The organism is Sinomonas notoginsengisoli (assembly GCF_021554725.1).
Taxonomy (GTDB): domain Bacteria; phylum Actinomycetota; class Actinomycetes; order Actinomycetales; family Micrococcaceae; genus Sinomonas; species Sinomonas notoginsengisoli.
Genome location: NZ_JAIZDP010000007.1, coordinates 1 through 13,047 on the forward strand (window position 1 = coordinate 1; position 13,047 = coordinate 13,047).

Genomic DNA, 13,047 nt, shown 5'->3' on the forward strand with positions numbered 1-13,047 from the left:
TAGGAGGTCCACCATCCGCAGCCGGGCGGGCTCGCCGAGGGCCGCGTGCACGGCGGCACGGCGCTCCAGCGAATTCATCTCAGTCTTCATTGAGTCAATTTTGACTGGAATGACGTCGGGAGCGCAAGCTGGTGGCAGGAGACCGACTTCCGTGAGGGCTGGGCCGCCGTCGGCGATCGCACCCTGCTCAAAGAACAGAGAGATATGAAGACATGCATGTGATGGGCCAGACCAGTATCGAAAGCAGGTTCCCATCACGTAAAGCAACTCTTACTGAACGCTAATGTTCAGGTTTCCTGACGAGTTGCTTTTCGGGGCGCGACGGCGCGAGGTCGCCTTTGCGGTGCGGGTGCCCGGCTCGGGACCGGGCACCCGCCGCATCGGTCGAGATCAGTCGTCTTCGCTCGGGGCAACCACGCAGGCATCCCCCACGAAGGCTCCGGCGTACCCCGGTGCGCCGAGCGCGGTCGCGGCAGCCTTAGTCAGGCTCAGTCCGGCCGCTGTGCCCGCGCAGGAGGGCAGGGAGCCGTTGATGGGCTTCGGAGCGCCGAGGGCGAACAGGTCGACCCGCCCCGGGAGGCGCTTCCCGTTCAGCTGCGCCTTCGCGTCGAGGAGGCCTGTCCCGAGGTTGATGTCGAAGTTGGTCAGACGGAGGTCGCCGCCGCCGAGCGGCGTGAACTCAAGTCCGCCGACGTGCCCGATGACGCCCTCGTCGACTTCGGTGATGGGGAAGGACACCTGGGCAACCCCGCCCGGCGCAGTCAGCTGGGCAGGGGCGATCGTCTTGACATGGAGGGCATTGACCAGGACCGGCACAAGCGCCGGGTTCAGCACCACGGTCGTCGCCCCGGAGCTAGTAGGGGCAGACCATTCGCCCGCGTCGGCATTGGCGGCGGGCGCGAGGAGGACGGATGAGGCAAGGGCTGCGGCTGAGGCAGCAACGGCAATGAAACGGCGAGTACGCATTGATCTACTCCAAACGACGAGGGCAACGATGGCCTGGGCTTTGCTCGATCAGACAGACGAACATTCCTGATTCGTGTATCTCGATTAACGAGCAATTCGACTGTCGAGATAAATTATGACCACGCTGACCGTCGAGCGCAAGCCCCAACAGCGGGAAGCAAACATGGCGCGGACTTGAACTGGCTAGATCCCTGCCAAACACCGCCCTCTGGACGGACATCCGCAGCACATGTCGGTGCCGCACCCGCGAAGGCGCGTCACCGGCGTCTTGCGCTCAGGAACCGGCGGTGCGGAGCCGGCAGACGAATTCCCACGGCTGCAGATCGAGGCCCGGGCTGTCCGGGTAGTTGCCAAGGAGCACCGCAGCTTCGGCCCACCCGGGGTCACCCACGTCCACTGCCTGCGGCTCGCCCGAGAAGTTTCCAAGGACCAGCAGCTCCTGCCCACCAAGGCGCCGGGTGAACGCGTAGACCTGCTCGTGGTCCGCTAGGAGCATCGTGAAGTCGCCATCTGCGATGACCGGCAGCTCGTGGCGGAGCCGGATGAGGTCCCGGTAGAAGTTCAGCACCGAGTCGGGGCGGTCCTGCTGCTCGGCGGCGTTGATGTGGGCGGTGTTGGGGTTGACCGAGATCCACGGCGTGCCAGTGGTGAAGCCCGCGTTGAGGCTGGCATCCCACTGCATGGGGGTTCGGGCGTTGTCCCGGTTGAGAGGTGCGATCGAGGCGAGGACCTGCAGCGGGTCGAGGCCGAGCGGGCCGGTGGCCTCCCGATAGTGGTTGATGACCTCGATGTCCCGGTGTGCGTCGATTCCGGTGAAGGACATGTTGGTCATGGCGAGTTCCTCGCCCTGGTAGACGTACGGTGTCCCACGGTGCAGGTGCAGGATCCCGCCGAGCATCTTTGCTGAGGCCTCGCGGTAGGCGCCATCGTCGCCGAACCGCGAGACGATGCGCGGTTGGTCATGGTTGCCCCAGTAGAGGCTGTTCCAGCCGCGGGCCTCGAGCCCCTTCTGCCAGCGGCCCAGGGAGGCCTTGAGGTCAGTGAGGCGCAGCTGGCGCGGGTTCCACTTGGTGCCGTGCCGGTCCAGGTTCATGTGCTCGAACTGGAACACCATGTCCAGCTCGGCCCGGGCCGGGTCGGTGAAGGCGACGGCCTCCTCGACCGTGACATCCGGCATCTCACCCACCTTCAGGAGGGCCTCGCGGCGGCCCGCGAACACCTCGCGGTGCATCTCCTGCAGGAACTCGTGGATGCGCGGGCCGGAGATGTAGCTTCGGCGGTCGTGGCTGTACAGCTCGCCCTCGTGCATCTCGCCGTCCGGCAGGGCCGGGTCCTTGGAGAGGAAGTTGATCACGTCCATGCGGAACCCGTCCACGCCGCGGTCCAGCCACCAGTTCATCATCGCGTAGACGACGCGGCGGACCTCCGGGTTCTCCCAATTCAGGTCCGGCTGCTTGCGGGAGAAGATGTGCAGGTAGTACTGGCCGGTGGCCTCGTCGAACTCCCAGGCCGGCCCCGAGAAGATGGACGCCCAGTTGTTCGGCTCGGCGCCCGGCGCGCCGGGCTCGTATCCGGGGCGGGCCGGTCGCCACCAGTACCAGTCACGCTTGGGCGAATCCAGGGACGCCCGGGACTCCGCGAACCACGGGTGCTCGTCCGAGGTGTGGTTGACCACGAGGTCCATGACCAGCTTCATGCCGCGGGCATGCAGGCCCGCGATGAGCTCGTCGAGGTCGGCGAGGGACCCGAAGAGAGGGTCGACGTCCTGGTAGTCGCTGATGTCGTACCCGTTGTCGTCCTGAGGGGAACGGTAGACGGGCGAGAGCCAGACGGCGTCGACACCGAGGTGCTCGAGATAGTCCAGCCTGCCGATGATGCCCCGCAGATCACCGATCCCGTCCCCATCCGAATCCGCGAAGCTGCGCGGGTAGATCTGGTAGACCACCGCGCTGTGGAACCAGTCACGCGAATCGCTCGGAATCGGCATGGAGCCCAGTATGCCCCTCGGCTCCCCTCTGAAACGTGAGCGCACGACTGCGGGTGGGAACCCGCCGTCGTGCGCTGCCCTACTTCTCGCAGGCGACTCCATCGCGGTCGCGGTCCAGCGCCAGCCGGTACCCGGGCTGGCCTGCATAGAGCGGGGCGGCCCCAGCGGCCTTCGCATCGGCACAGCTGGCGAAGTACACGCTGCCCGATCCTGGTGCTGCAGGTGCCGGGGCCGGAGCTGGCGCCGCGGGCGCGGGTGCCACCGGAGCCGCGGGCGCTGGCGCCGGCTGCTGACGTGCAGCCTCCGCCTTGCGCTGCTCCTCGGCCACGCGGGCGGCTTCGGCGTCCTGGGCCTTCTTGGCATCGGCCGCGCGCTGATCGGCGGTTGCCTTGTCGATCCACACGAGGCTGCCCGCCGCGTTCTTCGTGCAGACGAGGTCCACGCCGGCAGCGGCATAGCGCTCCGAGTCCACAGTGCAGGCGTCGTTCTCGTGATGGAGCGCGACGAGCACGGTGGACGTCGAGGTGGGACACGGCGCAGCCGACGCCGACGATCCTGCCGAGGACGCCGCCCGGCTCGGCTTCAAACTCGCCGCCGAAGATGCCGTGGACGTCGCCGTCGCCGTGACCGTCACCGTGGGCGCAGGTGTGGCACACGCGGTCACCGTCGGCGTCGGGCTCGCCGAGAGGGTCCCATCGCTGCCCGCGACGTTTGATGCCGTGGTGGTAGCCGCAGGCGCCGAGCGGCTCCCGGCGACGGCGGTGCTCATGCCGAAGACAACAAGCGATCCCGCCACTAGGGCGACCGCTGGACCCCGACGGACGTACTTGCTCCGGCGGAATAACCACACGAGTCCGATGACGAAGCCGATCGCGGCGATGACCGAAACGACCACAGGAATCACCCCGAGCAGGATGAGCCCAACGATGATACTTCCGAGAGTGATCCAGATCTTCGATGCCCTGCTCATGGCAGCGGCACCCCCCTTCCCCCATGCCCCCCAAAGGGGCTCCCCATTGGCGCGGATGCGGCGCCAGGCTCACCCTAGTTTCAGCGGGCGCGGAGGCCAAACCAGGCGGTGATCTTACGCTGGGAGTCTGATCGCCAGACTGCTTCCACCACTGAGACTCACAAGACTCACAAGACTCACAAGCCCCCCTTACCTCGCACACAAGGCGGGCGGACGACGCCGGGCCCGCACCCGCCGTCGTCCGCCCACCACTCGCGGTAGCGCGCCTGCCTACTTGACCGCGAGCTCCCCCAATTCGGACCAGCCGTCCACCTTCACATTGATGATGTCCGGCGTCCTGGAGAGGTACGCGGGCAGCTCCTCGGTGGCCTTCTTGAAGTGCGCCGACTTCACGTGCTCGCCACCGGCCTCGTCGTCGCGGAACGCCTCGAGGAGCACGTAGGTGTTCGGGTCCGCGAGCGAACGGGACCATTCGAAGAAGAGGCAGCCGTCCTCGGCGTTGGTGGCCTCGGTGAAGCCGCGGGAGATCTCGGGCCAGGCGTCGGCGTGCTCAGGCTTGACGGGGAATTTCGCGCTGATGTAGATCAAGGTCTTCCTCCTGGAAGGACTACGGGACGAGGATGGCGCGGCCGCGGACCTTGCCGGCGTCGAGGTCGGAGATGGCCTGCTGGAAGTCCGCGAGGGCGTACTTCTGGGTGTGCAGGGTCACGGCGCCGCGGGCGGCCAAGGCCATGAGGTCCTGCAGGTCGTTGTAGGAGCCCACGAGGTTGCCGATGATGTTGATCTCGGTGGAGATGATGTCGATCGTGGGAACATCGATATTCTCTCCATAGCCGACCACGTAGTAGTCCCCCGCCTGGCGCAGCATCCGCACGCCCTCGGAGGTTGCCCCGCCCTCGCCCACGAAGTCGATCAGGGCCTCGGCCCCGTGCCCGCCGGTGAGCTCGAGCACCCGCTCCACCTGGGACCCGTCCGCGAGCACGCCCTCGTCCGCGCCGATCGACGTCGCCAGCGCGAGCGCGTCCGGGTTCCGGTCCACCACCACGATCCGGGCCGGGGTCAGCGCCTTGAGGACCTGGATCCCGATGTGCCCCAGGCCACCGGCGCCGATCACCACGCACGTGTCCCGCGGGGTCAGCCGCTTCGCCGCCTTCGCCGCGGCGTGGTAGGCGGTCAGCCCCGCATCGGCCAGGGCCGCCACGTCCGCCGGCTCCAGCGCGTCGTCGATCTTCACCACCGACCGGGCCGAGGTGAGCAAGTACTCCGCGTACCCGCCGTTGGTGTCGATGCCGGGGAACCGGCTGTTCTCGCAGTGCACGTCGTCCCCCGAGCGGCAGGCCCGGCACAGCCCGCACGTGATGAGCGGGTGCAGGATCACCTTGTCCCCGGGCTTGACATTGCTCACCGCACTGCCGACCTCATCCACCCACCCGGCATTCTCGTGCCCGATCGTGTATGGCAGGTGCACCTGGGACTTCTCCGCCCACTGGCCCTCCAGGATGTGCAGGTCCGTCCGGCACACCCCGGCACCGCCGATCCGCACGACGACGTCCCACGGCCCCGTCGCCTCCGGCCTGGGCACCTCGGCCATCTTCAGATCATCGTGGTACCCCACGACCTGCACAGCACGCATCGAATTCATCTCAGCTCTCCTTGACGTGAATGGGAAGTAGGTGATGGTAGTCCGCCGGCTCGGCGCCGTCAGCCCTTCCAGCCTGGTCGCTGCCGGATCCCTCGTACCGGGTGCGCAGCAGGCCCCGGCAGAAGTGTGCGTTGCCGTCGATCGAGATCCTCGTGGACCGTGCCCGGCGCAGCGCGAGCGGCACCTCCTCGGGGGCGTACCCGCGCCCCGCGTGATCCACGAGCACGACGGCGTCCGACCGGTTGGGCAGGCCCAGCGCCTCGCGCCGGCGTAGCAGGGCGTCCTTGTCGCTGCCGACGCGCAGGTCCGCGAGGGTCACGGTGCCAACGGCGCCCTCGGGCAGGGAAGCATCTGCGCGGAGGAGGTCCGTGAGGCAGCGCTCCGCAGCGGCGGTGTGCGCCTTGCGGCGGAAGACGAGCCGGAGCTCCTCGAGGTCCTGCTCGGCCTCGTGCTTGAACGTGCCCTTGTACCCCGCGTCAGCGGCGAGACCCGCGTTGATCAGGTCCGAATCGTGGTGGTCGTCGAGCTCGACGACCACGGTGCGCATTCCGGCGATGGCCGAGACCGCGTCTTTCGCGTCCGAGGCCATGAGGTAGGCGAAGTTCGGCGAGCAGAACGAGGTGGGCAGCCGCAGGTGCACGATCGCCGCCCACGCTGGGGACGCGCCGTCGTGCGTCCGGCGGACCTCGACCGAGCGGACGAATCCCAGGCCGGTGATCGGCTCGTCGAGCTCGGGATCGACCACGGTGGCGAGGGCGTCGAGGACCTCTCCCCTCAGGACGGTCTCGGCGGCCTCGCTCGCTCTTGTCGCCGCGACGACCGTCATTGCGCCGCGCCCAGATCCGCCATGCCCGGCTGCCGCGGGCCGGTGGCGGTCTCGTCTGCCTCGGGGACCTGGAGCTCCTCGGGCACCGGGATCCCGTACATCTTCGCCGCGTTCAGGCCGAGGATCTTCTTCTTCTGGGCCACGCTCAGCTGCGCATACTCGGTCATGTCCTCCGGGATCTGGAAGTCCACGAACTGCTCGACGAGCCACCGCGGAGTCCAGAGGGCGTAGTCGCTCGAGAAAAAGATGCGGTCCTCGCCGAGCCAGTAGACGAGCTCGCCGATGATCTGCGCGAAGTACCGCGGACGGGTGTGCATGAACGGCATGGCCACCGCCAGGCCGCCGTAGACGTTGGGCTCCTGGGTGGCGATCCAGCAGAAGTCCTCGAGGCGCGGCAGGCCCACGTGCTCGACGATGAAGTTCAGGTCCGTGAAGTCGGAGGCCGCGTGGTCCACGTCGGCCACGTCGAAGGCGTCCCGGTCTAGCGGCCGGATCGTGGGGCCCTTGTGGACGTGGATGTTCGTCACCCCGAGCTTCTGGCACTCCTCGAAGTACCGGTACGTCTCGGGGTCCGAGAGCTTGTACCCTCGCGAGTCCCCGTGCCACTCGGCGGTGTAGAGCTTGACGCCTGTGAACTTCATCTTCTCGTGGTCCGCGCGGAGCCGGTCCAGGCCGTTCTCCCCGTTGCGGGGGTCGAAGCAGTGGTTGTACGTGAGCTTGTCCGGGTGGGCGGACGCGAGCCCGAACGCCTCCTCCGTCTGGCCGAAGCCCCGCTTGTAGAACTCCCCCAGGTACGCGGGCTGGAAGATCGCGTGGTCCACGTAGCCGTCCTCGAAGAGGTCCTTCATGAGCCGCTCGCCGCCCTGGTAGAGGTACTCCTCGTACGTCCAGAGCTCGGATTCCGGCGAGAGGTTGCGGTGGTAGTCGTAGAAGCAGTCGATGAACTGCTTGCCGTGAATGTTGCGCTGGTTCTCGGGCCGCGCGTCCCAGAGGGCGATGTGCGCGTCGACGATGAAGTAGTTCTCGCCATCCTTGGTGTACATGCCGTGGTCTCCTTCGCTGCGACTGCCGTAGTCGCGGTGAGACCACCGTAGGGACGACGGCGGCCGCTGGCACCACGCACGGTGTCTCACTTTGAGACGCGCATCACACATTCCTGAGGCGTCACGCTATCCTCGAGGGAGTGCCAGGATTCGGGGTCCAGGGCGAGGAGGTCGGCGCCGATGCCGGAGGACAACCTGCGGCCGGCCGTCGCGGCCCCGCACGGAGCGATCGTTCCTGCATCCCGGCGGCTCTTGGCCTCGTGGCAGCGCAGCGAGCGGTACGGCGTCTCCCCCGAGTCGATCGATCCGGTCTGGACCGGCGAGGTGGCCACGGACTCCCTGTTCTTCGAATGCGGCCGCGAGGTGCTCACCGACCTGCACACCACCTTGGCCGACGAGCCGGTCAGCCTCATGCTCACCGACGCGGAGGGGCTGGTCCTGAACCGCTTCAGCTCCAACCCGGTCCTCCTGCATGCGCTCGACGCCGTGCACCTCGCCCCGGGCTTCGCGTTCTCTGAGCGCGAGGCCGGCACCACGGGCCTGGGCCTGGCACTCGCCGACCGCGTTCCCAGCCTCGTGCGGGCTGCGGAGCACTACAACGCGAGCCTGTGCACGTACACGTGCGCCGCGGTTCCGGTCCTCGACCCGCTCTCGGGCCGGCTCGAGGGAAGCGTCAACATCACCACCTGGTCGCAGCAGTCGCACGCGCTCCTCCTGGCCCTCGCGCAGTCCGCCGCCAGCAGCACCGCCGCCCTCATGCTCGCGCGGTCGCATGGACGCACGCCCCGGCCCCAGCCCCAGGGCGGAGTATTCAGGATCCAGGGCAGCCGGATGGAACAGGGGCAGGAGACCCTCCAGGCCATGTCCCCTGCCTGGAGGGCTGCGGAGGCCGCCGCGGAGAGCGCCCTAGCCTCCGGCCACGCCGTCGCCGCCCTCGGCGAGCGCGGCTCGGGCCGGGCCACCCTGCTCGCCCAGGCCCTGCGCCGGGCACGTCCCCGCACCCGGGTCCTCACCGTCGATGTCCCCGCGCCGACTGATGTTCCGGCGTGGCTCGGCCTCTGGGTGCCGGAGATGACCAAAACCGGCACCGCCGTCATCATCGAGAACGCGGGAACGCTGCCGGCATGGGCCGTGCACGAGGTGCATGAGGCCATCGCCGCGGGGGCCACGTCGTCGCCCGCACACTGGGCTGTCACCGCGGAGCGGCTCGACGACATCCCGGCACCCATCGCGGCGCTGGTCGGCACCATGGTCGATTTGCCCCCGCTGCGCGAGCGCCCTGGGGACATCATGCCCATCGCCCGCCATGCCGCGCGCGAGGCTCGGCTGCGCGACGTCGCCTTCACCCCCGCCGCCGAGCACGCGCTCACCGCGTACGAGTGGCCGGGGAACGCGGACGAGCTCGTCCACGCCACGCGCGCCGCGGCCTCGCGCGCCGAGACGATCGACCTGCAGCACCTGCCCCCTGGCGTGCTCAGCCGACCGCCCGCGCGCCTCACGCGTCTCGAGGCCCTCGAACGGGACGAGATCGTCCGCAGCCTCTCCCGCCCCGGCACCACCGTTGCGCAAGCCGCCGCCGAGATCGGCATCAGCCGCGCCACCATCTACCGGCGCATGGCCCGGCTCGGCATCACCATGCCGAACGCCCCCAGCCCGCGCGACTCCGGGGCCCAAGAATAGGCCTAGGGTCGCACTGTCCACTAAGGGAGCCCCGCCCACACGCGGCTCACGCACTCGCCCGTCCCCGCGGCACAGATTCCGCCTCGAGGTTTGGGGGACGATGGAGCCATGAGCGATGAGACGGAGATGATCCAGCGCGGCATCGGAATCCTGACAGCGGCCCTGTCCTGGGAGCCCGAGGACCCGGCCGCGACAGCGATGTTCAAGGAGTCACTGCGGACGCTGGCCCGAGTGGACGACGCCGTGTCGGTGTCCTTCACCGGCGGCTCGCCGGAACAGGCGGCCGTGCTGCGCGAGGCCCTCCCCCAGGTGATCCGGCAGGTCATCGAGGCCATGGCCCCTGACTACACGCGCCTGGTCCTGGGGATGGCCATCGGGTTCAAGTCGGTGGCCGAGGCGTACCGGCGGGACGTGCCGGCCGCGGATGTCGCCGCCATCCTCCAGGCCGCCTCGCTGAACCTCGCCGAGGGTGCCGACGAGGACGAAGAAGACGACCAGTAGGATCACCGGAACGCGGCGCACAGCGACGGTGCTGGCCCGCGCGGTGCTGCGGCTCAGTGCGGGCCCTTCGTCCTGTGCACTCGGGTAGAAGGCGGCCTAGGCTGTGACCATGGCCGGTCACGACTCCCTTGAAGTGGAGCGAAAGTACACCGTCGACGACGGCATGACCGTCCCCTCCCTCTCAGACCTCCCAGGGGTGGACCGCGTGAGTCCCTCCGGCATCCACCGCCTCGAAGCCATGTACTTCGACACGCCACAGCTGGCCCTAGCGGCACACGGAATCACACTGCGCCGGCGCACCGGGGGGCCGGACGCGGGCTGGCACCTCAAGCTTCCCGCGGGCAAGGGTGCGCGCCACGAGGTCACCGAGCCCCTCGGCGTGGACCCGACAGTGGTCCCGGCGCGCCTGAAGGGCCTCGTGACGATTTATGTACGGGATGCCGAGCTGGTTCCCGCGGCACGGGTGAGCACCCGGCGCGCCACAGCACATCTGCTCAGTGAGAGCGGAAGGGTCCTCGCGGAGTTCAGCGACGACCGGGTCGAGTCCCAGGCACCGCCCGGCCTGGGCCCACTCCAGAAGTGGCGCGAATGGGAGATCGAGCTCGAGAAGGGCTCCGAAGACCTCCTTTCCGCCGCCGACGAGCTGTTGGCCGAAAGCGGGGTGCATCCCGCCACCCTCCCGTCGAAGCTGGCCCAGGCGCTCGGGCCCTCCCTCCCCCAGAAAGAGCCCGTCGAGGCCCCCACGCGCAAGGGGGAGGCCGGCGTCGTGCTCCTCGCCTACATGCACCAGCAACTCGAGGCGCTCAAGGCGGAGGATCCCGGCGTGCGCCTCGATGCCCCAGACGCCGTGCACCAGCTACGAGTCGCGGGGCGCCGCATGCGGTCCGCGCTCGCGACCTTCAGGAAGCTCGTCGACGCGGACACGGCGAACCGCCTCCGGGAGGAGCTCGCATGGCTGGGGGGCACCGTCGGACAGGCCCGCGACGTCGAGGTGATGCGCGAACGGCTCGAGGCCCTGGTCGCGGCCGAGCCGCCCGGAGTGCTGACCAGCGCGGCCACAGGACGGATAGAGCGGGAGTCGGCTTCACGCTACCGGCAGGCGCACGACGTCGGCCTGGCCGCCTTGGACGGGGAGCGTTACTTCCGCCTGCTCGACTCCCTCGAGGCGTTCCTCGCCGACCCGCCGCTGGCCGATCAGGGCCGGAAGAAGGCCTCCAAGACGATTGCGCGCCGCATAGAGAAGGACATCGAGCGGCTCCGTGCAGCGGTCCGTGCCGCCCACGAGGTGGAGGACGCCGAGACCGGGGACGAGGCCACTCTCGATGCCGCCCTCCATGAGGTGCGCAAGAAGGCCAAGCGCCTGCGCTACGCCGCCGAGGCGGCGACCCCGGTCCTGGGAAAGCGCGCCTCAAAGCTCGCCGCAGCGGCCGAGCAGATCCAGGACACGCTCGGGGCCCTTCAGGACTCTGTGGTGATCCGGGAACACCTGCGCGATCTCGCGGCCCAGGCCGAGGCCGACGGCGAGAGCACCTTCAGCTTCGGGCGCCTGCATGCGCTCGAGCAGCAGCGGGCCGCAGAGGCCCGCGCCCACTTCGCCCGCGATTGGGCCGATTTCACCAAGGAGCAGTCATGACACAAATCCTCGTTGCCTACGGGACCGCCGAGGGGCACACGCGCACGGTCTCCGAGTTCATCGCGGACGTGCTGCGCGGGCGGGGCCATGACGTCATCGTTGCTGACGTGGCGGAGACGGACAGGGTCCCCGAAGGGTGCTGTGCGGTGATCCTCGGAGGGCCGATTCACGTGAACAAGCACGATGCCCCGGTGGTCGACTTCGCCGCGAGGAACGTGGCGGCTCTCTCGGCCACTCCCTCGGTGTTCTTCTCGGTGAGCCTCGGCGTCCTCTACGACGTTCCGGAGGCACAGAAGCATGTGCGCGAATTCGCGGAGGCGAGCGGATGGCAGCCCCCTACCGTATGGCTCGTCGCCGGGGCGCTCCTCTACACCCAGTACAGCTTCGTCAAGCGGCAGCTCATGAGGACCATCGCCGCCAGCAAGCCAGGCGCGCTCAGCACGGACACCAGCAAGGACCATGACTACACCGACTGGGACGAGCTGCGGCGCTTCGCCGAGGACTTCGCGGACGAGCTGGCCACGGCCGCAGCCTGAGCCACCTGTCTGCATACGCCTGCTCGTGGGTGAGTCGGACCGCTAGGCCGCTCACCCGGCGTCGAACGTCACCACCTGCCGGATCACGCCGCCCGAGGCGAGCGCGTCCATGCCATCGTTGATCTCGTCGAGCGTGATCCGGCGCGAGACGAGCCGCTCGAGCGGGAGCCGGCCCTCCCGCCAGAGCCGCTCGAACCCGGGCACGTCCCGCTTGGGCACGGCGGAGCCGAGGTAGCTGCCCACCACGGTCTGCGCCTTGGCGGTGAGCTGTAGCGGCTCGATCTCCGCCGTCGCGCCGGGGGCCGGAAGCCCCACCGTCACGAGCGTCCCGCCCAGGCCCAGCAGCTTGAAGGCTGTCTCGAACGCGCGTGGGTGGCCCACGGCTTCGAGCACCACGTCAGCGGCCACGTTCCTCTCGATCGCCTCCGCCGGTGTGAGCGCTTCCGCTGCGCCCCACTCGCGCGCCGTCGCGAGCTTGGACTCCTGCGCGTCCACTGCGACAACATGGGAGCCGGTCGCGAGGGCCGTGAGGAGTCCGGCCATGCCAACTCCCCCGAGTCCCACAACGGCCACGCTCGTCTCCGGCGTGATCCTGGCGGCGTTGAGCATGGCCCCGCCGCCGGTGAGCACGGCACAGCCGAGCAGGGCCGCGACGGTGGGAGGCACGTCGTCACCGACGGGGACGATCGAGCGCTCGTCGACCACGGCGTGGGTCGCGAAGCCGGAGACTCCCAGGTGGTGCTGGACCGTCTCGCCTCCCCGCGTCAGATGGCGCGTGCCGGTGAGCAGCGTCCCCGCGGCGTTCGCCGCACTGCCCCGCTCGCATGGGAGCCGCCCATCAGTGGCGCACGCGGCGCATTCACCGCAGCGCGGCAGGAACGTCATGACGACCCGCTGGCCGGGGCCCACGGATTCGACACCCTCGCCGACGTACTCGACGATGCCGGCTGCCTCGTGGCCCAGCAGCATCGGCAGCGGGCGCGGCCGGGACCCGTTGACCACGGACAGATCGGAGTGGCATAGGCCGGCCGCTTCGATCCTGACGAGCAGCTCACCCGGTCCGGGCCCCGTGAGCTCAAGCTCGTCAATCGTGATGGGGCGTGAGTCCGCGTATGGCGGCTCGGCGCCCATAGCGTTGAGGACGGCGCCGCGGATGGTCTGGGTGGCGGGCATGGAGGACTCCTTCGACCGGCGTTGTGCTACTCGCAGTCAAGCAAGAATCGCCCGGCGGGCCAAGGCCGCACGCGAGAGCGCATCCAACCG

12 protein-coding genes are annotated in these 13,047 nt (G+C 69.0%); 4 read left to right on the plus strand and 8 right to left on the minus strand.

Translation table 11 applies throughout. The features are described from left to right. Positions 1–390 precede the first annotated feature (390 nt). The 7 genes from LF262_RS12015 to LF262_RS12045 form a co-directional block, all read right to left on the minus strand. Positions 391–966, minus strand: coding sequence for a hypothetical protein (locus LF262_RS12015; protein ID WP_235780637.1), 576 nt, complete (start codon positions 964–966; stop codon positions 391–393). 274 nt (positions 967–1,240) lie between these two features. Next, entirely contained in the window at positions 1,241–2,953 is a 1,713-nt protein-coding gene (locus LF262_RS12020; protein ID WP_235780638.1) for a glycoside hydrolase family 13 protein, read from the minus strand. Positions 2,954–3,032: 79 nt separating this feature from the next. Continuing rightward, on the minus strand, positions 3,033–3,923 hold the full coding sequence (locus tag LF262_RS12025; protein WP_235780639.1) for an excalibur calcium-binding domain-containing protein: 891 nt from the start codon (positions 3,921–3,923) through the stop codon (positions 3,033–3,035). A 270-nt stretch (positions 3,924–4,193) separates the two neighbouring features. Continuing rightward, entirely contained in the window at positions 4,194–4,511 is a 318-nt protein-coding gene (locus LF262_RS12030; protein WP_235780640.1) for a putative quinol monooxygenase, read from the minus strand. Between the two features lie 19 nt (positions 4,512–4,530). Continuing rightward, positions 4,531–5,565 carry an NAD(P)-dependent alcohol dehydrogenase gene (locus LF262_RS12035; protein ID WP_235780641.1) on the minus strand — a complete coding sequence of 345 codons (1,035 nt, stop codon included), beginning with the start codon at positions 5,563–5,565 and terminating at the stop codon, positions 4,531–4,533. Position 5,566: 1 nt separating this feature from the next. Continuing rightward, entirely contained in the window at positions 5,567–6,391 is an 825-nt protein-coding gene (locus LF262_RS12040) for an iron-sulfur cluster assembly protein (RefSeq protein WP_235780642.1), read from the minus strand. Next, complete coding sequence (locus LF262_RS12045) at positions 6,388–7,434, minus strand: amidohydrolase family protein (RefSeq protein WP_235780643.1); 1,047 nt, start codon at positions 7,432–7,434, stop codon at positions 6,388–6,390. Before LF262_RS12045 ends, LF262_RS12040 begins: the two co-directional genes overlap by 4 nt. A gap of 180 nt (positions 7,435–7,614) precedes the next feature. Between LF262_RS12045 and LF262_RS12050 the strand changes: the two genes are divergently transcribed. The 4 genes from LF262_RS12050 to LF262_RS12065 all read left to right on the plus strand — a co-directional run bounded on the left by LF262_RS12050 (position 7,615) and on the right by LF262_RS12065 (position 11,784). Continuing rightward, positions 7,615–9,114, plus strand: coding sequence for an AAA-type ATPase lid domain-containing protein (locus LF262_RS12050; RefSeq protein WP_235780644.1), 1,500 nt, complete (start codon positions 7,615–7,617; stop codon positions 9,112–9,114). A 108-nt stretch (positions 9,115–9,222) separates the two neighbouring features. After that, on the plus strand, positions 9,223–9,615 hold the full coding sequence (locus LF262_RS12055; protein ID WP_235780645.1) for a hypothetical protein: 393 nt from the start codon (positions 9,223–9,225) through the stop codon (positions 9,613–9,615). A 109-nt stretch (positions 9,616–9,724) separates the two neighbouring features. Continuing rightward, positions 9,725–11,248 carry a CYTH and CHAD domain-containing protein gene (locus LF262_RS12060; protein ID WP_235780646.1) on the plus strand — a complete coding sequence of 508 codons (1,524 nt, stop codon included), beginning with the start codon at positions 9,725–9,727 and terminating at the stop codon, positions 11,246–11,248. After that, complete coding sequence (locus LF262_RS12065) at positions 11,245–11,784, plus strand: flavodoxin domain-containing protein (RefSeq protein WP_235780647.1); 540 nt, start codon at positions 11,245–11,247, stop codon at positions 11,782–11,784. The genes LF262_RS12060 and LF262_RS12065 overlap by 4 nt, the downstream gene beginning before the upstream one ends. Before the next feature lie 51 nt (positions 11,785–11,835). Here LF262_RS12065 and LF262_RS12070 read toward each other — a convergent pair whose 3' ends face one another. Next, the gene (locus LF262_RS12070) at positions 11,836–12,957 is read right to left on the minus strand and encodes an alcohol dehydrogenase catalytic domain-containing protein (RefSeq protein WP_235780648.1); all 1,122 of its coding nucleotides are present in this window, start codon (positions 12,955–12,957) and stop codon (positions 11,836–11,838) included. Positions 12,958–13,047: the final 90 nt, after the last annotated feature.

Bases quoted from the DNA above. Each gene is read 5' to 3' on its own strand.
- LF262_RS12015 (WP_235780637.1), bottom strand. From the start codon at position 966: ATGCGTACTCGCCGTTTCATTGCCGTTGCTGCCTCAGCCGCAGCCCTT.
- LF262_RS12020 (WP_235780638.1), bottom strand. From the start codon at position 2,953: ATGCCGATTCCGAGCGATTCGCGTGACTGGTTCCACAGCGCGGTGGTC.
- LF262_RS12025 (WP_235780639.1), bottom strand. From the start codon at position 3,923: ATGAGCAGGGCATCGAAGATCTGGATCACTCTCGGAAGTATCATCGTT.
- LF262_RS12035 (WP_235780641.1), bottom strand. From the start codon at position 5,565: ATGAATTCGATGCGTGCTGTGCAGGTCGTGGGGTACCACGATGATCTG.
- LF262_RS12040 (WP_235780642.1), bottom strand. From the start codon at position 6,391: ATGACGGTCGTCGCGGCGACAAGAGCGAGCGAGGCCGCCGAGACCGTC.
- LF262_RS12045 (WP_235780643.1), bottom strand. From the start codon at position 7,434: ATGTACACCAAGGATGGCGAGAACTACTTCATCGTCGACGCGCACATC.
- LF262_RS12050 (WP_235780644.1), top strand. From the start codon at position 7,615: ATGCCGGAGGACAACCTGCGGCCGGCCGTCGCGGCCCCGCACGGAGCG.
- LF262_RS12055 (WP_235780645.1), top strand. From the start codon at position 9,223: ATGAGCGATGAGACGGAGATGATCCAGCGCGGCATCGGAATCCTGACA.
- LF262_RS12060 (WP_235780646.1), top strand. From the start codon at position 9,725: ATGGCCGGTCACGACTCCCTTGAAGTGGAGCGAAAGTACACCGTCGAC.
- LF262_RS12065 (WP_235780647.1), top strand. From the start codon at position 11,245: ATGACACAAATCCTCGTTGCCTACGGGACCGCCGAGGGGCACACGCGC.
- LF262_RS12070 (WP_235780648.1), bottom strand. From the start codon at position 12,957: ATGCCCGCCACCCAGACCATCCGCGGCGCCGTCCTCAACGCTATGGGC.